This window comes from Niastella caeni (assembly GCF_004834005.1).
Lineage (GTDB): Bacteria > Bacteroidota > Bacteroidia > Chitinophagales > Chitinophagaceae > Niastella > Niastella caeni.
The window spans coordinates 23776-48429 of record NZ_STFF01000004.1; the positions used below are offsets into that span (position 1 = coordinate 23776).

20 protein-coding genes are annotated in these 24654 nt (G+C 44.5%); 10 read left to right on the plus strand and 10 right to left on the minus strand.

All coding sequences use genetic code 11. From position 1 onward, the window contains the following. Positions 1–59 precede the first annotated feature (59 nt). Both glgB and FAM09_RS14970 read left to right on the plus strand, forming a co-directional pair. Positions 60–2009, plus strand: a complete 1950-nt coding sequence (glgB, locus tag FAM09_RS14965) for a 1,4-alpha-glucan branching protein GlgB (protein WP_136577941.1) — start codon at positions 60–62, stop codon at positions 2007–2009. A gap of 31 nt (positions 2010–2040) precedes the next feature. Next, positions 2041–3069 (plus strand): tetratricopeptide repeat protein, encoded by a 1029-nt coding sequence (locus FAM09_RS14970; protein WP_136577942.1) that lies wholly within the window; start codon positions 2041–2043, stop codon positions 3067–3069. Between the two features lie 177 nt (positions 3070–3246). Here FAM09_RS14970 and argS read toward each other — a convergent pair whose 3' ends face one another. Continuing rightward, positions 3247–5076 (minus strand): arginine--tRNA ligase, encoded by a 1830-nt coding sequence (argS, locus tag FAM09_RS14975; RefSeq protein WP_136577943.1) that lies wholly within the window; start codon positions 5074–5076, stop codon positions 3247–3249. 395 nt (positions 5077–5471) lie between these two features. Here argS and FAM09_RS14980 point away from each other — a divergent pair, with 395 nt between their 5' ends. After that, complete coding sequence (locus tag FAM09_RS14980) at positions 5472–6017, plus strand: GtrA family protein (protein ID WP_136577944.1); 546 nt, start codon at positions 5472–5474, stop codon at positions 6015–6017. A 45-nt stretch (positions 6018–6062) separates the two neighbouring features. On the opposite strand, the gene FAM09_RS14985 is transcribed toward FAM09_RS14980, so the two are convergent. The 3 genes from FAM09_RS14985 to FAM09_RS14995 form a co-directional block, all read right to left on the minus strand. Beyond that, on the minus strand, positions 6063–7139 hold the full coding sequence (locus FAM09_RS14985; protein WP_136577945.1) for a DUF2235 domain-containing protein: 1077 nt from the start codon (positions 7137–7139) through the stop codon (positions 6063–6065). A gap of 477 nt (positions 7140–7616) precedes the next feature. After that, a complete protein-coding gene (locus FAM09_RS14990; protein ID WP_136577946.1) occupies positions 7617–8354 on the minus strand; it encodes an N-acetylmuramoyl-L-alanine amidase in 738 nt (245 codons plus the stop codon). Positions 8355–8363: 9 nt separating this feature from the next. Further along, a complete protein-coding gene (locus tag FAM09_RS14995; protein ID WP_136577947.1) occupies positions 8364–9041 on the minus strand; it encodes a hypothetical protein in 678 nt (225 codons plus the stop codon). A 470-nt stretch (positions 9042–9511) separates the two neighbouring features. Here FAM09_RS14995 and dnaK point away from each other — a divergent pair, with 470 nt between their 5' ends. Further along, the gene (gene dnaK / locus FAM09_RS15000; RefSeq protein WP_136577948.1) at positions 9512–11428 is read left to right on the plus strand and encodes a molecular chaperone DnaK; all 1917 of its coding nucleotides are present in this window, start codon (positions 9512–9514) and stop codon (positions 11426–11428) included. 77 nt (positions 11429–11505) lie between these two features. Here dnaK and FAM09_RS15005 read toward each other — a convergent pair whose 3' ends face one another. Continuing rightward, the gene (locus tag FAM09_RS15005) at positions 11506–13287 is read right to left on the minus strand and encodes a MutS-related protein (protein ID WP_136577949.1); all 1782 of its coding nucleotides are present in this window, start codon (positions 13285–13287) and stop codon (positions 11506–11508) included. Positions 13288–13560: 273 nt separating this feature from the next. On the opposite strand from FAM09_RS15005, the gene FAM09_RS15010 reads away from it, so the two are divergent. Continuing rightward, positions 13561–14976, plus strand: coding sequence for an MBL fold metallo-hydrolase (locus FAM09_RS15010; protein ID WP_136577950.1), 1416 nt, complete (start codon positions 13561–13563; stop codon positions 14974–14976). A gap of 63 nt (positions 14977–15039) precedes the next feature. On the opposite strand, the gene FAM09_RS15015 is transcribed toward FAM09_RS15010, so the two are convergent. After that, positions 15040–16305 carry an aspartate kinase gene (locus tag FAM09_RS15015; RefSeq protein WP_136577951.1) on the minus strand — a complete coding sequence of 422 codons (1266 nt, stop codon included), beginning with the start codon at positions 16303–16305 and terminating at the stop codon, positions 15040–15042. Positions 16306–16524: 219 nt separating this feature from the next. Between FAM09_RS15015 and fbp the strand changes: the two genes are divergently transcribed. The 5 genes from fbp to FAM09_RS15040 all read left to right on the plus strand — a co-directional run bounded on the left by fbp (position 16525) and on the right by FAM09_RS15040 (position 20581). Then, positions 16525–17544 (plus strand): class 1 fructose-bisphosphatase, encoded by a 1020-nt coding sequence (fbp, locus tag FAM09_RS15020; RefSeq protein ID WP_136577952.1) that lies wholly within the window; start codon positions 16525–16527, stop codon positions 17542–17544. Positions 17545–17724: 180 nt separating this feature from the next. After that, positions 17725–18303, plus strand: a complete 579-nt coding sequence (locus FAM09_RS15025; protein ID WP_166437165.1) for a CAP domain-containing protein — start codon at positions 17725–17727, stop codon at positions 18301–18303. Between the two features lie 205 nt (positions 18304–18508). Further along, entirely contained in the window at positions 18509–19294 is a 786-nt protein-coding gene (locus FAM09_RS15030) for an ABC transporter ATP-binding protein (RefSeq protein ID WP_243751681.1), read from the plus strand. A 155-nt stretch (positions 19295–19449) separates the two neighbouring features. Then, a complete protein-coding gene (locus tag FAM09_RS15035; protein WP_136577954.1) occupies positions 19450–19971 on the plus strand; it encodes a YfiT family bacillithiol transferase in 522 nt (173 codons plus the stop codon). 52 nt (positions 19972–20023) lie between these two features. Further along, positions 20024–20581: an NUDIX hydrolase gene (locus FAM09_RS15040; protein ID WP_136577955.1), complete on the plus strand. Its 558-nt coding sequence runs from the start codon at positions 20024–20026 to the stop codon at positions 20579–20581. Positions 20582–20646: 65 nt separating this feature from the next. On the opposite strand, the gene FAM09_RS15045 is transcribed toward FAM09_RS15040, so the two are convergent. The 4 genes from FAM09_RS15045 to FAM09_RS15060 form a co-directional block, all read right to left on the minus strand. Beyond that, complete coding sequence (locus FAM09_RS15045) at positions 20647–21936, minus strand: bifunctional folylpolyglutamate synthase/dihydrofolate synthase (protein ID WP_136577956.1); 1290 nt, start codon at positions 21934–21936, stop codon at positions 20647–20649. 111 nt (positions 21937–22047) lie between these two features. Further along, a complete protein-coding gene (locus FAM09_RS15050; protein ID WP_136577957.1) occupies positions 22048–22926 on the minus strand; it encodes a hypothetical protein in 879 nt (292 codons plus the stop codon). Between the two features lie 149 nt (positions 22927–23075). Then, positions 23076–23837: a TSUP family transporter gene (locus FAM09_RS15055; protein ID WP_136577958.1), complete on the minus strand. Its 762-nt coding sequence runs from the start codon at positions 23835–23837 to the stop codon at positions 23076–23078. Between the two features lie 122 nt (positions 23838–23959). Beyond that, positions 23960–24487, minus strand: a complete 528-nt coding sequence (locus FAM09_RS15060) for a DinB family protein (RefSeq protein ID WP_136577959.1) — start codon at positions 24485–24487, stop codon at positions 23960–23962. Between the last annotated feature and the right edge of the window lie 167 nt (positions 24488–24654).

Genomic DNA, 24654 nt, shown 5'->3' on the forward strand with positions numbered 1-24654 from the left:
TTTATCTGGTAACGTAAAAAAGACAAGTAATAACCGGAACAAACAAACAGAACAGGTATATGGATACATTGAAAAAATACGAAGAGGTCCATTTTGTAGACAGTACAAAGGCAGTATGGAATTATTCTTTATTATCGGAGGAAGACATCCGCAATTTTCAGCAGGGCACGCATTACCGATTATACGATCTGTTTGGCTCACACGAAGTGGAGGTGCTGGGAAAAAGAGGCTATTACTTTGCCGTATGGGCGCCCAATGCTACTATGGTTTCGGTGATCGGTAATTTTAATGACTGGAACCCCAACAGTCATCCGTTGTTTGTACGGCTCGATAAATCAGGTATATGGGAAGGTTTTATTCCCGGCCTGGCAAAGGGCGAAGTATATAAATATCATATTGATGGTTTCCAGGGCGTCAAAACCGACAAAGGCGACCCATATGCTAATTTCTGGGAGAAAAGACCCAATACCGCTTCTATTACCTGGAACCTTGATTATACCTGGAAGGACAACGAGTGGATGCAGCACCGCGCGTGGCACAATTCGCTGGAAGCGCCCTGGAGTGTTTATGAGGTACACCTGGCGAGCTGGATGCGCCCGAATAAATATGATGAAGAAACATATAACACTTATGATCAGATTCGCGAGCTGCTGGTTCCGTATGTAAAGGAAATGGGATTTACCCATGTAGAGTTTATGCCGGTGATGGAACACCCGTTTGATGGCAGTTGGGGGTACCAGGGCACAGGTTATTTTGCGCCTACATCCCGCTATGGCGATCCGCAAAGTTTTATGGAGCTGGTAAATGCTTTTCATGCCGCAGGCATTGGCGTTATTCTCGATTGGGTGCCTTCACATTTTCCTTACGATGCGCATGGCCTGTTTATGTTCGACGGGGCCAACACCTACGAATATGCCGATATGCGCAAAGGTTTTCATCCCGACTGGAACAGCTATGTGTTCAATTATAGAAGGGGAGAGGTGAAATCTTTTTTGATCAGCAGCGCCCGCTTCTGGTTCGATAAATTTCATATCGACGGCATACGGGTTGATGCGGTGAGCTCCATGCTGAAATTGAATTATTCGCGTACCCACGGTCAGTGGGAGCCCAATGAATACGGCGGCGATGGCAATATTGAAGCCATCTCGTTCATCAAAGACCTGAACGAATGCATGTACCGCGATTTTCACGATATACAATCCATTGCTGAGGAAGCAACGGACTGGCCCGGCGTTTCGCGCCCTACTTTTCAAAACGGCCTGGGCTTTGGCATGAAATGGATGATGGGCTGGATGCATGATACGCTGGATTATTTTAAAATGGACCCTATTTACCGGCGGCATTACCAGAACAAGTTTTCCTTCAGCATGATGTATTATTATGACGAAAACTTTTTATTACCATTAAGTCATGACGAAGTGGTGCATGGTAAAAGCCCGATGATCTTTAAAATGCCCGGCGATGAATGGCAGAAGTTTGCCAACCTCCGCACGTTGTATACATATATGTTTACGCATCCGGGAGGGAAACTCTTATTCATGGGCAGCGAGTTTGGCGATACCAATGAATGGAATTATAAAAGCGAACTGCAATGGGACCTCTTGCAGTTTGATGCGCACCGCCAGTTGAAAGATTGTGTAAGGGATTTGAATAATCTATTACGTACCGAACCGGCGATGTATGAAAACCAGTTTAATATTTACGGGTTTGAATGGGTAGACCTGAACCATCCGGCCGAATGTGTGATAGCGTATCGCCGTAAGGGTAAGGACCCGGCAAACGATCTGCTGATAATTTTAAACCTTACGCCTGTGGTACGGAACGACTGGAAGGTATACACCTACGGCAAATCGCAGTGGAAGGAAATTTTTAATTCCGACGACAAAAAATACTGGGGAACCGGGGATATTTACAATCCTGAGATATTAACCACTAGTCTGGATAAAAACGATAATATGTATGAAATAAATGTGCACCTGCCGCCGTTGGGTGCAATAGTGTTGAAGTAAAGCTTTTTGCAGTGAAGAAAATATAATAACTATGAAGAACCTTAATATTATATTAATGTTGGGATTGATTTCCAACATTACTTATTCTCAGACCGACAGCACTGATTTTTATTTTCAGAAAGGAATGGCCGAAAAAGAGGCCCGCCGTTTCCGGGAAGCAGAAAAGAATTTTGCCAAAGCCGCACAATTCTCTCCCGGCAGCGCCAAAGTGTTGGTAGAATGGGGCCAGTCGCTGATAGAACAGAAACGCTACTCTGAAGCCAGGACAAAATTTACCACCGCTTATCAGTCGGATAACAAAAATCCCGAGGTCATTGAAAACCTGGCCACCTTGTCGGTGAATACCCGCCAGTGGAATGATGCGATCACGTACGCAAAAAAAATGCAGGAAGCGAAAATTGGTAACTCCGCCAATTACATTATAGCCAAAAGTTATTATGAGCTGCAGAATTATGGCGAATGCCTGAAATACTGCGAGCTGGCATTCAAAGAGGATCCCAAACGGGCTGAAACCCCTTATATTGCCGGTCGCAGCCTGGTAGAGATGAGCAACTACAAAAAGGCCGCCGGTTGTTTTGAACAGGCTATTGAGCGTGACAGCACCAAAGCGAACTGGATGTATGAAGCGGGACTGGTTTACTACGCAATTCCCGATGACAAGAAAGCCATCTACTGGTTCGAAAGAGCAGGCGCCAAAGGATATACGCGCAGCAACGATTATATGGAGAACCTCGCCAATGCGTACCTGAATATCAAGAATTATGAGAAAGGCCTGTCGCTGATGCAGGAAGTACTGCAACGCAAACCGCAGGACCAGGAATTATTATATAATATTGCTGATGCTTATTACCAGACTGGTAAATATGACGACGCCATCAGTTACTGGGACAAGATCCTGGCCATTGATAAACAAAACGCCAGTTCTTTATATATGATCGGCTTATCGTACCAGAAGAAAGGAGAGAAGGAGAAAGGGCAGCAGCTTTGTGACAGAGCCATTGAAATGGACCCTTCTTTGAAGAAATTGAAAGAGGAGAAGAAAATGCCCGGTGGAATTTAATTAGGAATAGTTTGGTTATAATAAATAGCTTCCAATTTTAATGATTCATTTAATTGGCAATTGGCAATAAGCAATTGGCAAAGAATTCAAAAAGTTTATTATATAAGAAAGCCCCGGATTATAGTACCCGGGGCTTTTGATTTTTAATTTGCCAATTGTCTATTGCCTATTGATTCACTACATTCTCTCCGGTACCCGTATCCCCAGCAACGCCATCCCGGATTTAATAACATGGGCGGTCATTTGGGATAATTGTAAACGCAATTCCTTCTTTTCAGCAGATTCGGCTTTCAAAACTTTATGCTCATTGTAAAATGAATTAAACAGCTTCGCCAATGCAAATGCATAACCCGCGATCACACTGGGGTTCATTTCGGCGCCGGCTTGTTGTAAAACGTCGGCATATCTTTCCAGTGTAATGATCAGTTGTTTTTCGAGCGGCAACAGATCAGCGCCTATTTCACCACCTTTCGGTAATTCCTGTCTGAATATAGACTGCATACGCGCATACGCATATTGAATAAAGGTAGCCGTAAAACCATGCAGGTCTATCGATTCTTCGGGATTGAAGATCATCCGCTTTTTAGGATCAACGCGTACAAGGAAGAACTTTAAACCGCCGGTTCCTATAATATCATACAGATCTTTTAATTCTGCTTCAGCCAACCCTTCCGTTTTGCCCAGCTCCTGTGTTTTGCGTTCGGCTTCCTTAATCATTTCATCCAGAATATCGTCAGCATCAACCACAGTACCCTCACGCGTTTTCATTCTGCCGGTAGGCAATTCCACCATTCCATAACTTAAATGGAAAATACCATCAGCGCCATCAACGCCCAGTTTCTGGCAAATGAGCTTTAATACTTTGAAGTGATAATTCTGCTCATCGCCCACCACATATACGCTTAAATCGCACTTGAATTCATTTTGTTTCACTTCGGCAAGACCAATGTCCTGGGTAATATATACTGCCGTACCATCACGGCGTTGAACGATCTTTTCATCGAGACCATCTTTGGTTAGGTCTACCCATACGCTGCCATCATCTTTTCGAAAGAATACTTTTTTACGCAGGCCTTCCTCCACCAGTTCTTTTCCCAGAAGATAGGTTTCGCTTTCATAATATACTTTATCAAAGTCGCTGCCAATACGTTTATAGGTTACATCAAAGCCACTGTACACCCAACTGTTCATCATGCGCCAAAGCTCTACTACATCGGGTTTACCAGCTTCCCAATCGACCAGCATCTGCTGGGCGGCTTTCATAATGGGGGCTTCTTTTTCCAGCTCCTCTTTTTTGTCATCCATGTATTTGAGGGCCTCTTCCTTTGATTTTCCACTCTCAATCAATTCAGCCAGTTTCTTTTCCTTGATGGGCTCCATTTGTTTTTTCAACGCTGTGCCGAACATCACATAATAATCGCCCACCAGGTGGTCGCCTTTAATGCCGGTGCTTTCAGGCGTGGCGCCATTGCCAAACAGTTGCCAGGCGATCATGCTTTTGCAGATATGAATACCGCGGTCGTTGGCAATACAGGTCTTTATTACTTCATAGCCATTGGCTTTATAGATCTCAGCAACACTCCAGCCCAGGAAATTATTACGTAAATGACCCAGGTGAAGCGGTTTATTGGTATTGGGAGAAGAATATTCCACCATTACGCGTTTGCCATTACGCGGCTGCCGGCCAAAGTTGGGATCGTTATATTGTTCCTGCAGGAATTGCAGCCACCAGCCATCGCTTACCGACAGGTTTAAAAATCCTTTTATGACATTATAACCGCTAAAAAGGGCGGCATTGTCAGCCACTAGTTGCTGGCCCAGTTCATTACCTAATGCCTCGGGCTGCTTTTTCAACGTCTTAAGCAGGGCAAACAGCACAACCGTATAATCACCCTCAAATTCGGGTTTGGTCTCGCTTACGGTTATGGAGGAAGGGTCAATATCTACCTGGTACAATTTGTTGATCTGTACGCTAACTGCCGACTGAATAACGGGAACTATTGCCATGCTTTGATTTTGAGGGGCAAATTTAATACAATTAAGCTGTAAGCCTTAAGCTTTAAGCTCTAAGCTAAAAGAAGGCACCAGGTGTGAGGTTGTATTTGCTTTAAGCTGTATTGGGGTAAGAGCCGCCCTCCGGAGAAAGCAGCTCTTTTAGTGTTTAGGGGTTAAACTGTCTCAAATATGTAGGTTTTTAAGAGATTAAAAACAAATGTTAATTTTTCTTGACTTGAGTCAATGGAAAATTGACCGAAACTATCATGTGATCGACGTTTTGGCAAAATAGTAACCCCGGGAAGCCAGCGCGGAGAGCGAATTGGGATAAAATATGCACGTTTCCGGGAACGGCACCCGGTAATTATTGATATTCAATTACCTTTGTAGCGTACAAAAAACCGTTTGTGAAGAACCTGATTAATGCCGTAATAAACTTTTTTTATCCTTTTTTTCGCCGGTTAATGCCATTGCAAACCTTTCGGTATGCAGCGTGCGGTGGAGGTAATACATTGTTGGATATAACGATTTTTTACATCAGCATTCATTATTTATTCAAGACTCCATTGGTTCCCACACCCCTGGGGTTCCCGATCAAACAGCACGTGGCCGCTTTTCTCGTTTCGTTTTCCATAACTTTTCCGTTGGGCTTTTATATGAGCCGCACCATTGTATTTCCCGGTTCAACTATACGGGGAAGAATTCAGCTATTCAGGTATTTTGTACTGGTGATGATCTGTCTTTGCCTGAATTATCTCTTCATCAGGCTGTTTGTTGAGCAATGTCATTTATATCCCACCGTATCAAAAATATTGACCACTTTTATTGTTGTAGGTTTTAGTTTTCTTACCCAAAAGCATTTCACATTTAAAGAAGAAACACCTGAAGAAGAGGCATTCCTTGAAGCAGAAGCGGTGATGGAAGCAGAAGCGCTGGATGAAAAGCAGAATTAGCACCTTAGCAATTCAGCATATTCTTTCATCATAAATTACGATGAATTATGTTAGTACCGGAATGTTACTGTTACTCATCTTAATATACTTCCTCAGATTCCTCGGCCTGTACTGGTACATTTCGCGGAACCGTTCCAGCACACTTTCATCAATGGTTTGGCGGGTATCATCGTGCATGGTGATGGGGCGCCATACCGGCCACCAGAACCAGTACAACGGTGAATAAGATTTGCGCAATTCGCCCCAGGGATTGCCTTTTATTTCTTTGTATTCTTTTTCATCATAACACAAACCGATCTTATGGGCTTGGGCAGAGAGCCATTGTAGTGCAATATCACTAAGCCCGCAATCGGCATAGCCGCCGCCAATATTACTGTGAACACCGGCAAACCAGCGTTGCTCCACCTGTTGCGGATGATTGGGATCATTTTTAACGGTGTCGCTTACTTTCCATAAAGTGGGCAGGAACATTTTTCTTCTTTCATCAATAGCCAAAGCATGGTAAGCATTTTCAACAGTGCTGCTCAGGGTAACATCGTGAAATTGATATCTTTTCATATTGAATACCCTGTACCAGGGCAGGGGAATGCCCAGGCTGCCTACCGTATCCCAAACCCCGATAAATTTTATGGGGGTTATATTTTCTCTTGCATATTGCTTTCTGAAACCTGTCATCATATCCGAATCAGGAGCTGTATATTCATCGCGGGCGCGGTATAGTTCGTAGGCTTTATCAACCAGTTCAATGTATTCGGGTTTCAGGATACCGCAATTCCTGATCAACCCACCGATGCTGCGGGCCGTATAAGCGCCCCGGCTAAAACCAAACAGGTATATTTCATCGCCGGGCTCGTAGTTTAATATCAGGAAGGTGTAAATGTCTTTGATGTTTTTGTCGATACCCGCACCGGTAATGCCGCCGAGCAAATTGGCTTTCCAGGAATAACCGGTGCCAATGCCCTTATCGTAAAATTTTAGTTGGGGAATAGGCTGACCGTTCGATGTATCATACGAGCAAATACACTGATACATTTTTTCGACGTTTGTTTCTACGCGTTTCCCCCGGTCGGTATTGCCCGGTTTGTTCCAGGTTCCATCACTGCAGGTTATAAGACGTTTCATGGCAGTTAGATTAACATTATAAACCGAAGAGCGCTTCCTTTTTGGGAAGTATGGTTTCAGATTCGGTAAAAATTAATAAGAACAGCTATTTTAAAAGTACGAGTGTTTAGTTGAATGGTCCGGCCGGGAAATACCTGATTTTACAGGTAGTTATACGGGGGATCAATAAACGCAGCTATTAAATCAGGCGGGAATAATAAGTATATGCGAAAATGCGAGCAGCAAGGTAAAAACAATTCTCATTCAATGTACATTTTTGCAATTGATATTGATCAAAAAGAGAAGGCATAAAGGCAACGAGGCATAAAGGCTGAAAGCTTAAAACCGCTGTAAGCCTAAAGCTGTAAGCCGAAAGCCGAAAACCCAAAAGCCCGGTTGTATTTGCTTACGGCTTATAGCTTGGAGCTTATAGCTGTATTAGTCTTTAATTGTATTCGCGTGTAACGTGCAGTTTGCGGCTTGTAGCTTGCGGCCTTCTTACTTCACTCCGCCGCTCCAGAACCAGTTGCCTTCTTCGGTATAATACCATTTTCCATTACCGTTCACCGTTTCGCCCTGCATGGTAAATCCGTCATAGGCCAGTTGAATACCGGCATTAACCATATTCGTTATCTTATACACCTTACCGGGGCCGGCCCGCAGGTTCAGGCGGGTAAGCGTGGTTACTTTGCCAAACTTTTCGGTTTTGCTTATCTGTCCGTTCACTGCCTGGGTGCTGCCATTTACCAGGGCAATCAGTTTATCAAGGTCAACCTTGAAGCCCGGACAGTTCTTTAAAGAATAAATTTCATGGTGACCGATAATATGCAGCCGGTCAGCCGGTATGCTCCACCGTTGGCACATTTTACGGATCAGTTCGGCGCTGGTGGCATACATGGTATCCGTCCATTCGCTCATTTCATTGCCTTCGTGTTCTATGCCGATCGTATAGTAGTTGGGATTGATATATTGACCGTCGGAAGTCTTTTTGATCAAAGGCCAGGTTGGGTCGTGAATGCGGCCGGCATGCCAGGCGGTATCGATCTCTTCCACATATTGATGTACTTCGCCGCTCTTGCCAACGCCATAATGGGCCGATACCTGCGACAGCGGGCTGAGAAACCAGCTATCCGTACCTTTCAGGGTTCCATCCATAATATGAATAACAATGGCTTCGGGTCGGTAGGTTCTTCTTCCCTGGGTAAAATTGGGACTTAAAAGTGATGTGATGTTCATATAAACGTTTTAACCCTGTGCAGGGGTGTTCAAGGCTTCATCCACCACTTTTTCTGACAGGGTTTCGGAAGCAGATCCTTTGTTTTCGGTAATTTTTAAGGCAGCATAGGTAGCCGAGCTTATTCCTAATAGTATCAGGTTGTTATCGCTGATAATTGGAATTAAAAAGTCGGTTGAATGCAGCAGGCATTGCGCCAGGTTGGGATCGCCTTTGGCAAAATCTGTAAGGCAATAATTGGGATCGCCGAGGTTCCCCAGTACCGATGCAATGAACCAAATACCAAATATCACATTGAAGATGAGGGATTGAAATCGTTGAATGCTTACTCCATTATTATCGGATAAGAGGTCAAGGAAAAAGTTACTTGTTTTAATGTCCTGGTGCCGGAATACCAGCGGGTTTTGCTGATCGGCCAGGTCAATAACGCGGGCGGTTGCCGTTGTGCCGGCGCTGATACCAAGTAAAACAAGGGTAGAAGTGTGCAGATTAGGCGCATGACCGGTTTGCAGCATAATGGTGGTAAAAGCAGAAATTATGATCACCGACCACCAGGCTAATTGTACCCGCGACCAACTGTAAGGGCGGGGGCTGGCTTTGCTGAGGTCGCGCAACATGTTGAACTTTCTGTCGCAAAAAACGATGCATGCAGTTAGGATAGCAAACAGGGCCCAGAACTGAAAAACCATAGAGTATTTTTTAAGGACATTATTAAGACAAACCCTTTACTTTCAAAGGGAATGCCGGATTTTAAAAAAGAGCATTATTCCTGAACTTAGCGTACAGTTATTTATCTGATACCGAAAAACTTCGGATATGGCATGGGTTTTCTACTGCGTATTATCAGCAGGTATAGGGGTGTTGAGGCAGTAAGATATACACAACCTTGTATAATTGCAATGAGGATTTGTACTCGAATGGAGGGGAAATTTACGATCGATGCCCAAAGGCTGCAGGCTAAAAGCCTAAAGCCAAAAGCTGAAAGCAAAAGCCTGAAGTTAAGAACTAAAAGCTCAAAACTGTATTCCCCGGTAACCGGAACCTGGAAACCGGTAACCCGCCATTAGCACATTCTGCCTTAAAACCTGCCATTTTTTCACCCTTTACCGGCACGGCATAATCATTGATAACCATAAGGGAACATTAAATTCAGCATAATATGGGAAAGATAATAGGAATTGACCTCGGTACCACCAACAGTTGCGTTGCCGTAATGGAAGGGAACGAACCGGTGGTGATTGCCAATGATGAGGGACGCCGTACCACCCCGTCTGTTGTGGCTTTTTTGAAAAACGGCGAACGTAAAGTAGGAGATCCGGCTAAGCGCCAGGCGATTACTAATCCGCACAATACCATCATGAGCGTAAAGCGTTTCATGGGTCGCCGGTTCGACGAGGTGACAGAAGAGATCAGCCACTGGAGCTATAAAGTGGCAAAAGGTGACAATAATACGGTACGTATTGACATAGATGGCCGTTTATATACACCCCAGGAATTATCTGCCATGATCCTTCAGAAAATGAAGAAAACGGCCGAAGATTATCTGGGTCAGGAAGTAAATGAAGCAGTTATTACTGTTCCGGCTTACTTCAACGACGCACAACGTCAGGCTACAAAAGAAGCCGGTGAAATTGCCGGTTTAAATGTACGCCGTATTGTGAACGAGCCTACGGCTGCCGCACTGGCGTATGGTCTCGATAAAGGCAAGCACGACCAGAAAATTGCCGTATTTGACCTCGGTGGCGGTACATTCGATATTTCGGTACTGGAACTTGGTGATGGCGTATTTGAAGTAAAATCTACCAATGGTGATACCCACCTGGGTGGCGACGACTTCGATAAAGTGATCATGGACTGGCTGGCCAACGAATTCAAAAATGATGAAGCCGTTGACCTGCGCAAAGACCCCATGGCCCTGCAGCGGTTGAAAGAAGCTGCTGAAAAAGCCAAGGTAGAGTTGTCTTCCTCTACTGAAACAGAGATCAACCTGCCTTACATCACAGCTGTTGACGGAGTGCCTAAGCACCTGGTTAAAAAGCTGACACGCAGTAAATTCGAGCAGTTAAGTGATAAATTATTTGAACGTTGTTTGCGCCCTTGCGAAAAGGCGTTGGAAGATGCCGGCATGAAAACATCTGAAATTGATGAAGTGATCCTGGTAGGTGGTAGCACGCGTATTCCAAAAGTGCAGGAAATTGTTGAGAAGTTCTTTGGCAAGAAACCCAACAAAGGGGTTAACCCCGATGAAGTAGTAGCCGTTGGCGCTGCTATCCAGGGTGCCGTATTGACCGGTGAAGTAAAAGATGTACTGTTGCTCGATGTAACACCGCTGAGCCTTGGTATTGAAACGATGGGCAGTGTAATGACCCGCCTCATCGATTCCAATACGACCATTCCGCATAAAAAATCGGAAGTGTTCTCTACCGCCAGCGATAACCAGCCTGGTGTTGAGATCCATGTACTGCAGGGCGAACGTCCGATGGCCAACCAGAACAAGAGCCTGGGACGCTTCCAGTTAACAGATATTCCGCCTGCGCCGCGCGGCGTACCGCAGATCGAAGTAACTTTTGATATTGATGCCGACGGTATTCTGCACGTTACGGCCAGGGATAAAGGCACTGGTAAAGAACAAAAGATAAGGATCGAAGCCGGTAGCGGTTTGAGCAAAGACGAAGTTGAAAAAATGAAAGCTGAAGCCAGGGCCAATGAAGCCACTGACAAAGCTGCCCGGGAAAAGGTCGATAAGATCAACCAGGCCGATAGCCTCATCTTCCAAACAGAAAAACAACTGAAAGAATACGGCGATAAAATTCCGGCCGACAAAAAAGCGCCTATTGAAACTGCGCTGAACAAGTTGAAGGAAGCTCACAAGTCGCAAGACTTAGGCGCCATTGATGCTGCTACAACAGAAATGAACAATGCCTGGACAGCAGCCAGCGAAGAGTTGTACAAAGCTACACAAGGCGCACAAGCCGGTGGCGAACAACCCGGAGCCGGTGGTGGTAATCAACAACAACCCGGTAATGGTGGCGGTGGCGAAAACGTAACCGACGCCGAGTACGAAGAAGTGAAATAAAGGACGACGAGGAGATAATAAAAGACGAAAGCCTTCTGCTTGATTGCGGAAGGCTTTTTTTATTATTAGCACATTGGTTATATTATCTCCATTTTCTCCATCAAGAACGAGGCATTCTTATTCTTTGCCACGCCACGTTGCAAGGTATAGTCAAATAACAATTCACCATTGCGAATGGTGCTTTCAAAGCAATAGTTGTTGACTTTGCCCGGCAACTCATCTTCGAGCCGGCTGAGCGCCAGGTCGTGGGTAGCAAACAAAGTGAGGCAACGGTACTGCAACAGCTTTTTAATAAATTGTTCCGACCCATGCGTTTTGTCTTCTGAATTGGTGCCGCGTAAAATTTCATCAATCAATATCAACACCGGTACGGTTTGTTGCTGCAGGTAATGAATGATCTGTTGCAAACGTTTCAATTCAGCCATAAAATAAGAAGTATGCTCCTGCAGAGAATCGCTTACGCGAATAGAGCTGCGAATGACCATCGGCGTAAAAGCAAATGACGCCGCGCATACCGGCGCACCGCATTGCGCCAAAATGAGATTAACGCCCAGGGTACGCAGGAAGGTGGTTTTGCCCGACATATTGGAGCCGGTTACCAGTACCAGCTGTTCATCAATACCGAAAGCGCAATCATTGGCAACGCGCTCTTCGCCGGGTATCAAGGGGTGGGCCAGTTGTGTGGCCGATATGGATATGTTGCTGGTATTTACCACCGGGTACTGGTATTGCGGGTAATTAAAAGCAAAGGTGGCCAGCGCATTCAGGCTTTCTATCATGCCCACACAATGGATCCAGTCGTTGAACCGGGTTTTATACCGCTGTTTCCAGCTTTCCAGCGCCCACAGGCATTGGATATCGTACAGGAAAAAACTGTTCAGGAATATGTTTACGATCAGGTTCAACCGCTGATCGAACATGGCCGATAACCGCGAAAGCTTTTTTACTGATTGATGCGCTTCCACCGCAATGGCTTTTTCTTTTTCCAATTGCACCGCATTGCCCGTTTCTACTTTACTGAAATGAGATAAGATAGTGGCATACTGATCTAATATCGACTGCTTTTTGCCCAACAGGTTGTGTTGTTGCTGAATGCGCTTCGCAAAAAGGCCAATGGTTCCCCAGCTTACAAATACAATGGGTATTAAAGGGTAATAATTATTCGTAACCAGGTAATAGAACAGAAACACTATACTGTAAGCAGGGACCAGCCAGCGCAACCATTGAATCCAGGTTTTATTAAGAATGATGGCCGGCCGTTGCAACCAATTGGCAATATCGTGCAGGTTGCCTTCTTTTTCTTCATTTAACAATCCATGTGCCGTTAATAATTGTCGCAATTCTTTTTGCGTGCTCAATGCCTGTACCGCTTGTTGTTGATGTTCTATGGCTTCGTTTGCCAACAGCGGATGTTGTAACAGGGCGGCCAGTTGTTGCGTGCCATGCCAGGTAGTAGTGCGATTGAGCAAGTGAAATAAAGAACCGGCGCCAAACAGGTCCAGGTCGCCCGAAATATTGTCATACGATAGAAACGATTGGCCATTATTGAACTGGTTGGGCTGATGCCGGAGTACAGCCAGTTCATTGGTATTAATGAACAGCAGTTTTTCCAGCAAAGCTTTGCGATCGCTCAACCGCCAGGCAATGCGCACCAGTATGGCAAAAGCGATAGCCACCAGCAGGGTAGTGATCATCCAGGGAGTGCTATGTGTAACGATCCATTTATACGCGGCCCAGGCAAAAACAAAAAAGCAGGCCAGGCGCAAACCCGCTACCAGCGTAGCAACCGGTTGTATGCGTTGTAATGCGTCTTTATAAAAGGTTACTTTTTCTTCGTAATATGTAAGGGTAGACTCCATAATAGGTAACAGCAATGTGTTTTTCAGAATGCAAGATACGGTTCTAAGACGGTTACCAGTTGCCGGTTCCCGGTCACCGGGCAAAAAGTTTTGGAGAACCCGACTGCCTGCAGAGTGATCGAAATTCAGGTCCAGGCAACCGGTAACTGGAAACCGGTAACTGCCATCAAAATATTTTTTTATTCACTATGCAATGCCACCTCAAAAAATAAAACTTCACTTGTGTTTTACTGTTATAAGCCGTAACTTTAGTTAAGTTAAACGGCTCCTGAAATGGAATTTCAAATCTTATCCCATGCCGGTTTATTAGTAAAGAATAAACCGGGTAAGTCACTTATTTGTGATCCCTGGCTGGTTGGTAGTAGTTACTGGCGTTCGTGGTGGAACTATCCACCGGTTAGCCCGGCACTCATCAACTCCCTGCAACCCGATTTCATTTACCTTACGCATATACATTGGGACCACTTTCACGGCGATTCATTAAAAAAGTTCCCTGCTGATATTCCGATCATTGTTCCCAAGGGCAACTATACGCGCATGAAAGATGACCTGTTTTACATGGGATACAATAACATCATTGAATTGAAACATGGCGAACGCCTGCAACTCGATGATAACTTCTTTATTACCTCTTACCAGTTCTGGATTTTTCTCGATAGCGCGTTGCTGATAGAATGCGATGGCGTAAAGCTGTTGAATCTGAACGATTCCAAACACATGGGGCTTACGCTAAAGCAAATAATCCGCAATCACCATCCTATAGATTTTGTTTTCAGAAGTCATAGCTCAGCCAATGAACGGCTGTCGTATGAAATAGTTGATGAACCAGATGCACCGGTTGATGACCTGGAGCGGTACATTACAGAATTTGCGCAAACAGCAAAAGCTACAAAGGCAAAATATGCCATTCCTTTTGCGAGTAACCATTGTCATTTGCATAAAGACTCTTTTCATTTTAACCGGTATATTCAGCATCCGGTGCTGGTGGAGGAATATTTTAAGCAACATCACATACAATCGCCCATGGCAAAGGTGATGGTATCGGGCGATAGCTGGTCAAGTGAAACAGGTTTTAATATCAGTGATAAAGACTGGTTTACCAACCGCGAACAATTACTGGCCGACTATTTACAACAACAAAGCGAAAGCCTGGAGAAATTTTATAAACAGGAGAATCAAGCGACTATTGATACACAGGTGGTAGCCGATTACTTTGAACAATTCTCAGCCAGCTTACCATTTTTTATAAAACGTTATTTTAAGCGGGTTCATTTTACGTATGTTCTTTCAGCAGGGGATTCGGCAAAATATATCTACCAAATAAACGTCAGCAATGGCAGGGTTGTGGAGTTGCCTGCCGATACTAAATTAGATCATGCTACATACCCCATACAAATTCATACCACTGCTTTTATTTTTCTGCGGGGGATAGAATTTAAAATATTCTCGCACATGTGCATTGGCAAACGCGTGTTTTACAAGGTTACTGCCAAACACAAAAGATACATGGAAGCATTGAACCTGGTGTTTAATGCGTATGAATATGACCTGTTGCCGTTGCGGAGGTTGTTTACCCGGCGTTCGCTTCAATCGTGGTTGATGCGCTGGCGCGAGATCATTTTGTATATGCAGTTTGTGCGGGATAAAGTTGTATACGGCAAGTTAGATATTGAGAAATATCTTAAGTAAGGCATAGACGCATAAAGGAAAAAATAAATACAGCATTTCTCTATGCTTTATGCCTTGTTGCCTTTATGCCTTCAACACAACCTGAACAGTCTCTGGGGTTTGCTGTAATAACTCTACTGAACGGCCGGCGATCATTTTTTGAAGAACTTCTTCATTGTAGTGACGTATGGTAAGCAGGGTAAGTCCTTTTTCAACCTGCACCTCAAAAATGCTGGCAGCCGCCAGGGCGAGCTTTTCAATCTTCTCCGTTTGATTATCCAAACAAACCTGGATGGTAACCGCACCGGTTTGCATGAGGTTGGGTTTTATTTTACTGTCGGCCAGCAGTTGATACAGATCGGCTACGGGCTTTTCTCCCACAAACGAAAAATCTTTTGAATGCAGTTGTATCAGTGCCTGGTTTTGTTTCAATACAACGATCGGGGGCAGCCCTTTAATGGTTTTACTATGGATCACCGTGCCGGGCAGGTCTTTATCGAGAAAGCATTTCACGTACAGGGGAATGCCTTTGTTTTGCAGCGGTTTAATAGTTTTCGGGTGAATTACCTGCGCGCCATAATAAGCCATTTCAATCACTTCGTCGTAATTCAGTTCCTGTAGCAATTGCGCATCGGGAAACAGTTTGGGGTCGGCATTCATTACTCCTTCCACATCTTTCCAGATGAACTGTCCTTCGGCGTTCAGCAAATTGGCAAATACGGCCGCTGTATAATCGCTGCCTTCACGCCCAAGGGTAGTGCTTTCCATTTCATCGGTAGAACCGATAAAGCCCTGGGTAACGATCACTTTATGTGCTGCAAGCAGCGGCTGTATAACGTTCTCTACTTTTTCACTGGTATAGCGCCAGTCGATATTGGCATCGCGGAAGTTATCATCTGTCCTGATGATATCCCGAACATCGATCCAGTGATTGGTAAAGCCGATTTCATTCAGGTAAGCGCTTACGATAACGGTCGACAACAATTCACCGATGCACACCACCTGGTCGTAATAATAATCGAACCCCTGTACCGGTTTGTCGTGCAGCAGCCATTCTACTTCCGTAAAAAAGTTGTTCAGTTGTTCAAGCGTTTCATTATAGGTGGTGACAAGTACGTATTTGGCAGTGGTGAGGTGACTTTGTTTAATGGCCTCAAACAACCGCAGCGCCTCTTCTTTTTTATTATCATAAAATGCCTCCACTACCTTTTCCAGGGCATTGGTAGTTTTACCCATGGCCGAGATCACGATCAGCAATTCCTCACCGTGGAAAGATTTTAGAATATGTCCTACCTGTTGGATTCTTTCCGTACTGCTTACACTAGCGCCGCCGAATTTGAAAACTTTCATAGCTGGTTGAAAATGTTATTTGATTGGATTGCAAAAGTAGTGAAAGTAAGGAAGGACAGAGGTTTCATGATTTAGAGATTTTGAGATTTCGTGATTTTGCGATTTTTCGGAGCGCTTAAACCAATACAAATCCCAAAATCAACAAATCCCAAAATCAGAAATTGCTTCTGTTTCCCTTACCTTCGCAGACTAACAACTGTTAACCAAAACAAGGGATTTATGACCACTATCAACAGAAATGTATTAACGCTTGACGAGTTTACCATTCAGCAGTTAAGGGATTTTCCACATGCCACGGGCGAACTGAGCGGTCTGTTACGTGATATGGGACTGGCTGCCAAAAGAGTGAATGTAGAAGTAAATAAAGCAGGGCTGGTAGATATTTTGGGCGATGCAGGAACCATTAATGTACAGGGTGAAGATGTAAAAAAACTGGATGTGTTTGCCAATAACCAGTTTACCGGGGTGCTGCAACATGGTATTAGCTGCGCCGGTATTGCCAGTGAAGAGCTCGATGAGCATGTTGCCTTTGATGATGCGGTAAGCAAGAACTCAAAATACGTTTGTCTGTACGATCCGTTGGATGGTAGTGGCAATATTGATGTGAATGTATCTATCGGCACTATTTTCAGCGTTTACCGCCGGGTTAGCGAAAAAGGAACTGTGGCTACCAAGGAAGATTTCTTACAACCAGGAAGAAAACAGGTGGCCGCCGGTTATATCGTATATGGAAGCTCTACCATGCTGGTATATGCTACCCGCCGCGGGGTAAACGGGTTTACGCTAGATCCTTCTATAGGCGAATTTTGCCTGAGCCATCCCAATATTAAATGCCCTGAATTTGGAAAGATCTACTCTGTTAATCATGGCAATTTCTTCCAGTACGACCAGGCTGTTCAGAAATACATTGACGTTTGCCAGAAAAAGAACAAGGATACCGGTGGGCCTTATACGCAGCGCTATATCGGTAGCATGGTAGCCGACGTTCACCGCAACCTTATTAAGGGCGGCATTTTCATGTATCCCGGTACTATAGAAAAACCTAAAGGCAAGTTGCGCCTGTTATACGAGTGCAATCCGTTTGCATTTATTGCAGAAGTAGCGGGTGGCAGGGCTACCAATGGTAAAGAAAGGATCCTGGATGTACAGCCTACCGAACTGCACCAGCGCAGTCCGTTATTTATCGGCAGCAGAGGCATGATGGATGAGCTGGACGGATGTTTGAATGGGAAAGAATAAGGGGTGATGGCTCAATGGCTGAATTGTTTGATTGTTATTGTGTCTGCAATTTGAGCTTTTCGCGGATAGCAAGAGGCTTGAAATTCGAGAACCCAACCATCAAACAATTTAACCATCAGGCAATCTTTTCTGGTATAGATTTAGCATTAATGGCTCAAAGCCCACTTCATGAAAAGGGATATGTGTAGATTTATTGGCATTTATATAGTTTTCATTAGCATATTTTTAACATTAGCTGGTTGCGAATCCACTAAAACAACTTCATCCACAACAAAAAGCACCAGCAGAACGACCAGCAAGGGGGGCAGCATAGCTAAGTCAACCACGAACGAAAAGAAAGTGGTGGTTACGCCTTCTACCCCCGTTGTTGAAGCCAACCTGGCGCCGGGGATGGAGCGTGATATTCTTGGGTTGGTGAATGAATACCGGAAAACGAAGAAACTGGCGCCATTGCAAACAAATGCCGCCATAGAATACCAGGCGCGCCGCCATAGTATGGATATGGGTACACACCGCATTCCGTTTGGTCACCAGGGATTGTCATTTCGCATAAAGTACATTATGGAGAAAGTATCCGGTGTTACACAAGTGGGCGAAAATATAGCGTATGGAAATCTATCGGCCAAAGCTGTAGTGAGCGGTTGGATAAAAAGTCCCGAACATCGTAAGAATATGGAAGGCAATTTCAAATACACCGGTGTTGGGGTTACGCGTAATATGCAGAATCAGTTGTACTTTACGCAGCTCTTTGCGAAATAACCAGGGATTTAGTGATTTCGGGATTTTTGATTTCGGGATTTAGAGAATACTCGGCATGTTCAATCTAGAGCAAATCCCCAAATCACTAAATCTCAAAATCAGCAATCGAACATCTGCTCTTTAGAAATCAGCGGCATACACTCTATCACTGGCCTACCTGCTATATTAATTCCGGCCCCTCATTATCAAACTTTCGGGGTATCTTGTGCCTCAAATTCAGGAACAGTTAATGAGCAAGGTGATCATTTCCGTAAAGGACCTCATCAAAAATTACGGCCAGTTTGAAGCAGTGAAAGGCATTAGCTTCGATGTTATTGAAGGCGAAATATTCGGACTCTTAGGTCCCAATGGCGCTGGCAAATCAACCACCCTCGAGATCATTGAAACGCTGCGCGAAAAAACAGCCGGCGAAGTTTGGGTGAATGGATTTAATCTTGATAAAGAACCCAATTCCATTAAGCAGATCATTGGCGTGCAATTGCAAACATCGGGCTTCTATCCGGGGTTAAACCTCGTTGAACTGATCGAACTGTTTGCCGGTTTGTACAATAGAAAGATCGTTGCCCGCGACCTGTTGAAAATGGTGAACCTCGAAGACAAGGCGAAAAGCAAATTCAAGGAACTCAGCGGGGGCCAGAAGCAACGCTTCTCAATTGCCACTACGCTCATCAACGATCCGAAGATCATTTTCCTCGATGAACCCACCACCGGCCTTGATCCACAGGCGCGCCGCAATTTGTGGGACCTCATCAAATCTATCCGGGCAAAGGGCACTACTGTAATTATTACCACCCACTATATGGATGAGGCAGAGGTGTTGTGCGATCGCATTGCCATCATCGACGCCGGCAGGATCGTAGCACTGGCTACGCCCGATAAACTCATCGACGACCTGGTAGCTACCGGTTTTGAACGACCTAAGGAAGTTAAGAAAGCTAACCTGGAAGATGTTTTTATACATTTGACTGGACACAATTTACGCGAAGAATAACTTTAAAATTTGAAAATTAGCCAATTTGAAAATTTGAAAATGGAATACAGTGAATGACTAAATGGCTTCTTAAATTAGAGACGGCATACCAATAACTTCTGATAATCAAATTTCGAACTAGTTTTCAAATTAACTCATCTTCAAATTTTCAAATTATGGACTTACGCTATCCCATAGGCAAATACGAACCGCAACCATTTTCCGACAAACAAAAACGCGATTGGTTGCAGGATATCCAGTTCTTACCCGGGTTACTGGAAATGGCCATCGAAAACCTCGATGAAAAACAACTGAACACGCCCTACCGCGATGGCGGCTGGACGGTAAAACAAGTGGTGCATCATGTGGCTGACAGTCATATAAACGCCTACATCCGGTTCAAACTGGGGTTAACGGAAAACAATCCGGTTATTAAGCCTTATGAAGAAGCATTATGGGCCGACCTGGCCGATGTAAAAGCAGTGCCCATCAATATTTCCATTACTTTGTTATATGCGTTGCACACCCGCTGGCATTCAGCTATATTGAATTTACCGGCAGAAGCGTGGAACCGCACGGTATTTCACCCGGCAAGCAACAAAGAAATGTCGTTATACTATCTGTTAGGCAGTTATTCCTGGCATGGCCGGCATCATGTAGCGCATATTACTACCCTGAGAGAGAGAAATGGCTGGTAGATTCACCATTCACCTTTCACGACTGCCGATTGCCGTAAAATAAAATTATACAATGAGAGACCTGAAATGGAAAACTATTAAGTCGGAATATTTATTCAATGATCTGTGGTTTACGGTGCGTAACGATACCTGTGAAAGACCCGATGGCAAATTGGTTGCACCGTACTATGTATATGAGTTCCCAACCTGGGTAACGGCCTTTGCGTTAACAGAAGATGGCCAGGTGATCCTGGAAAGACAATACCGCCATGGAATAGGGGAGACCAATTTCGAACTTCCCGGTGGCTGTGTAGATGATACTGATAAGAATTACGAAGAAGCCATCGCCCGCGAATTACTGGAAGAAACAGGTTATGCCTTCACGCATTATGAATACCTCGGTAAAACCTGCGCCAATCCTTCTACCAATAATAACTGGATGCATATGTACCTGGCCACAGGCGGCAAAAAAGTAAAAGGCCAGGAGTTGGACGATAATGAGGACATCGAGATCAGACTGGTTTCAATTGAAGAGTTGAAACAATTGCTGCGCGATAACCAGTTCATTCAAAGTATGCACGTGACTGCGATATTTTATGCATTGAGTAAGTTAGGAGAGTTGAAGTTTTAAATAAGTTATTAAGTTCATGAGTTCGTTAGTTCCTGTTCAACTTAATAACTTACTAACTAATGAACTTACAAACTAACTTCCCCAACTACAAACACACTCCCGCAAACAAGTATCATATCATTCTTGCCCGCTTTGTGCATGGCCTGCTGTACTGCCGTATTTACATCGCCATAAGCCTGGCCGCTTAAACCGATGGCTTGTGCCCGGGCCGCCAGTTCTGTTTCGGGCAAAGCGCGGGGTATTTGTGCACGGGTAAAATAATAGGTGGCTTCTTTAGGCAAAAGCGCCAATACTTTTTCAATCTCTTTATCTTTCACCAATCCGATCACAATATGCAAATGCTGGTAATCGCTTAGTTCAATTTGAGCGGTGATCTGTTTAATGCCGTCTTCATTATGCCCTACATCCAGCACTACTACCGGGTTGGCATGGATCACTTCCCAGCGGCCATGCAACCCGGTTAGCTTTTTCACCTGGCGCAATGCCTTTTGAACATGATCTTCGGTTATTTTAAAACCAGCCTTTTGTAAATGATAAATGACCTCCAGCACAGTTATGCCATTCTTTGTTTGATAATAACCCGGCAGGTCAAGCTGGTAAGTAGTTCGTTCATCTGAGCCGGATTCAGATACCTGCAGTATCAGTTGATGATGTTCGTATTTCCATTCGGCCACATACCGTTGTTTATCGGCAAAAAACAACGGCGCCTGTTTTTCTTGTGCTACCTTTTCAAATACAGGCCTGGTTTCAGGAGCCGTTTCCCCTATAACAATTGGTACCTGCGGTTTTATAATACCGGCTTTTTCTAAAGCAATGGCAGGCAAAGAATCGCCCAACAGGTTCATATGGTCCCAGCCTATATTGGTAATGACGGCCACTTCGGGCGTAATCACGTTCGTTGAATCCAGCCGGCCACCGAGCCCGGTTTCTATCACGGCAATATCTACCTGTTCGTGTACAAAGTATTCAAAGGCCATCGCCACCGTGATCTCAAAAAAGGAGGGTTCTATTTCATCAATAACCGGCTGAATGCGTTGTACAAAATCAACGACAAACTGTTTATCGATCATTTCGCCGTTCACCCGAAAACGTTCCCTGAAATCTCTCAGGTGAGGCGAAGTATATAAACCGGTTTTATAGCCGGCTGTTTGCAAAACAGCGGCCAGCATATGGCTGGTAGAACCTTTGCCATTGGTGCCGGCAATATGAATGGATTTAAACTTTGTTTGCGGGTTCCCTAAATATTCACAAAGTTGAATGGTATTGGTGAGGTCCTTTTTATAGGCCGCTGCGCCAATCCGGCTGAACATCGGCAGCCGGGTAAACAAATAGTTCGTCGCTTGCTCGTAGGTCATCGGTATAATTAGGGCGACAAAGCTAAAAGAAAAGTCCGAAAGAAAAATTGACTGAATTTCCCTCGGACTTTGTATATAAAGGATTAGTAAGTATTACCGGGGTATGATTTTTTAGTTAGTAACCTTAAAATTCATTTCAAACGTAACAATCTGCGTCTCTGGCGCATTTCCATCAACATTCAACTTTAACTCTCTCGCTTTTCTTTTTGCTATTTCTATTAATTGGCCATCGCCAGTTGTTCCCCTTGGTACAATATCAACGCTTAACACCGATCCATTTTGTCCAAACTTAACCGCTACCACTACTTTTCCGTTTTGATCAAAATCATCCCTGAAACCGGGCCAACTTGTTACTTTTCTATTACCAAGCCCCGACCTGATTCCAATACCTGAATTACCGCGACCGCCACCAGTATAATTCTTTGAATCGGGATTGCCACCAGGTCTTCCCTGGTCACCTGTTCCGCCGGCTATTCCCTCACTGCCCCCTTTTTTATAGGTGGAAGCCTCATTGCCGCCTGTACCGGTACCATTTACTGCTCCCATCGTGGCCTTCGGTCTGCGAACAGGATCTGCTGGCGCTGTTACAGGTTGCGGATTTTTTACCGGCTTGCTTTTTACCACCTCTTTCTCGGGCACTTTGGTAGCCTCCGGTTTTGCTACCGGCGGTTTTTTAATAACCGGTGCGTCTTCATCTTTATCGTCGGTCTCTATATCTTTTACGTCTTCTTTGGCCGGTTCTGCTTTAGGCGGAACATAGGCATTCTGTTGGGTGACAGGCGCAGGTGAACCTGGCTCAAAGGGCTGATCATTGCCCAAGCCAGCATCGCTGTTACCCAGGTTTACTTCTATACCTTCGTCAATAGGCGGTTGCGGTAAAGGAGGTAAGCCCCACTTTACAAAGATGAATATAACCAGCATCAATACACATACCACAGCGGTATAGCTGCCGGCCTGAATATTTTTCTTTGATTCAAATTCCTGCGACATGATTATTGTAAATTGGTTATACTAAGATAAGTTATAAAATTTAAAGGTTAACAAGTTGACAGGTTAACAGGTTTACAAGTTAATGAGGAAAGCTGCCGGCTGTATAAATTTTAACAGTTCATTTGTCTTATCAGGCCCTTGTTCACTCGTCAACTCTTAAACCACACATCATAGGCAAACCGAATAATAGTAGCGCATACAACGATCAGAAAGAAGATCCTGATGAACGCATTGCCGCGTAAAATAGCCAGGCGGGCGCCCAGCCACCCACCCAGGGCGTTACAAGCCGCCATAGGTAAGGCAATAGAAAAAATGATCTTGCCGCTAAGGGTAAAAAAAGTAATTGATCCCAGGTTGGTAGCCAGGTTTACAAACTTGGCGTGGGTACTGGCTTTTAAAAAATCAAAACCGAGCAGACCAATAAAGGACAGTATTAAAAAGCTGCCGGCACCCGGACCAATAAACCCATCATAAAAACCAATTACCAAACTGATCAATACAGAATAGATGATCTGTTGCCGGAAGCTGTGGTCCTTTTCGGTATGATCGCCAAACCGGCGATTGGTAAAAGTATAAATGGCTACAATGATCAGCATAATGAGCAACAGCGGCTTCATGAAGCTGTTATTTACTTTCGTAAGCAAGGTTGAACCGGCAAAGGCGGCAATGAAAGCAATGATGGCCATTAACCCGATCAACAACCAGTTTACCGGCACGCGGCGCACATATTGAGCGGTTGCAATACTGGTGCCGCTGAAAGAAGGGATCTTTAATGTGCCCAATACCGTTGCCAATGGATATTGCGGTAATAATACCAGGGCGGCAGGCGTTTGAATTAATCCGCCACCTCCGGCAATTGCATCAGTGAACCCGGCGAGGAAAGCGAATAAACAGAGTAAAAGTATCTCCATGGTGAATCGTGAATAGTGATGTTTAGTTTATAAGTTATTAAGTTCATAGGTTATTTAATTCGTAAGTTCATTAGTATGTTAAGTAGTTAAACTAAGAACTTAATAACTCAATAACTAAAGAACTAGCGTTTTCCGCCAAGAACCCCCATAAACTGTTTCCACGGGCCTACGGCTTCGGAATATTGTTTGGCCATAACGCGACTAAGCTGATGTATATGCGTAAGGTCATGCACTACCCAGGAAGCTAATAAATGACGTAATGTTACCGTCCCCAATGATGGATGTATCCCTGTTAGGTCGAGCATTTCTTCGGTCGGGCCAAGCGCTTGTAATTGCGCCAGATTTTCTTTCCGCAAAATTTTAAACTCATCCAGCAACTGGCTCAACGTCTTGCCCTTGCCTTCTTTAATATGTCCTTTCATATCGAAAGGCACAAACTCTTTATTGCCCTCGCCCAGTATTACTTGTGCGCGTGGGATCCAATCTGTTTTTTCACCATGTATTAAATGCGCGACAATCTCAAAAGGCGTCCAGGTATCGCCGCCTTCATTATTATGTATCCATTCATCCGGTAGTCCGTATAACAGCGATTCCACTACTTGTGGCGTTCTTTCCAGTACCGGCAATGCTTTTTGTAATTCAAATTGCATACAGGTCATTTTTAAAAGGCAAAAGTAAGTTAAGATGGTCGGTTACCAGGGTGCCGGTTACAGGATTGTGGCGGGGCCGGTTGGGGAAACAGCTTCAAGCTGCACGCCGCAAGCGAATACAAGTACAGCTTTCGGCTTTGGGCTTTAAGCTGCGTTCATATAACTAA

What these genes read in the sequence shown, in the direction of transcription:
- fbp (WP_136577952.1), top strand. Translation starts at nt 16,525, where the DNA reads ATGACCACTATCAACAGAAATGTATTAACGCTTGACGAGTTTACCATT.
- FAM09_RS15010 (WP_136577950.1), top strand. Translation starts at nt 13,561, where the DNA reads ATGGAATTTCAAATCTTATCCCATGCCGGTTTATTAGTAAAGAATAAA.
- FAM09_RS14985 (WP_136577945.1), bottom strand. Translation starts at nt 7,139, where the DNA reads ATGAAACGTCTTATAACCTGCAGTGATGGAACCTGGAACAAACCGGGC.
- FAM09_RS15040 (WP_136577955.1), top strand. Translation starts at nt 20,024, where the DNA reads ATGAGAGACCTGAAATGGAAAACTATTAAGTCGGAATATTTATTCAAT.
- FAM09_RS15055 (WP_136577958.1), bottom strand. Translation starts at nt 23,837, where the DNA reads ATGGAGATACTTTTACTCTGTTTATTCGCTTTCCTCGCCGGGTTCACT.
- FAM09_RS14970 (WP_136577942.1), top strand. Translation starts at nt 2,041, where the DNA reads ATGAAGAACCTTAATATTATATTAATGTTGGGATTGATTTCCAACATT.
- FAM09_RS15005 (WP_136577949.1), bottom strand. Translation starts at nt 13,287, where the DNA reads ATGGAGTCTACCCTTACATATTACGAAGAAAAAGTAACCTTTTATAAA.
- FAM09_RS14990 (WP_136577946.1), bottom strand. Translation starts at nt 8,354, where the DNA reads ATGAACATCACATCACTTTTAAGTCCCAATTTTACCCAGGGAAGAAGA.
- dnaK (WP_136577948.1), top strand. Translation starts at nt 9,512, where the DNA reads ATGGGAAAGATAATAGGAATTGACCTCGGTACCACCAACAGTTGCGTT.
- FAM09_RS14995 (WP_136577947.1), bottom strand. Translation starts at nt 9,041, where the DNA reads ATGGTTTTTCAGTTCTGGGCCCTGTTTGCTATCCTAACTGCATGCATC.
- FAM09_RS15025 (WP_166437165.1), top strand. Translation starts at nt 17,725, where the DNA reads ATGTGTAGATTTATTGGCATTTATATAGTTTTCATTAGCATATTTTTA.
- FAM09_RS15060 (WP_136577959.1), bottom strand. Translation starts at nt 24,487, where the DNA reads ATGCAATTTGAATTACAAAAAGCATTGCCGGTACTGGAAAGAACGCCA.
- FAM09_RS15045 (WP_136577956.1), bottom strand. Translation starts at nt 21,936, where the DNA reads ATGACCTACGAGCAAGCGACGAACTATTTGTTTACCCGGCTGCCGATG.
- glgB (WP_136577941.1), top strand. Translation starts at nt 60, where the DNA reads ATGGATACATTGAAAAAATACGAAGAGGTCCATTTTGTAGACAGTACA.
- FAM09_RS15015 (WP_136577951.1), bottom strand. Translation starts at nt 16,305, where the DNA reads ATGAAAGTTTTCAAATTCGGCGGCGCTAGTGTAAGCAGTACGGAAAGA.
- FAM09_RS15050 (WP_136577957.1), bottom strand. Translation starts at nt 22,926, where the DNA reads ATGTCGCAGGAATTTGAATCAAAGAAAAATATTCAGGCCGGCAGCTAT.
- FAM09_RS15035 (WP_136577954.1), top strand. Translation starts at nt 19,450, where the DNA reads ATGGACTTACGCTATCCCATAGGCAAATACGAACCGCAACCATTTTCC.
- argS (WP_136577943.1), bottom strand. Translation starts at nt 5,076, where the DNA reads ATGGCAATAGTTCCCGTTATTCAGTCGGCAGTTAGCGTACAGATCAAC.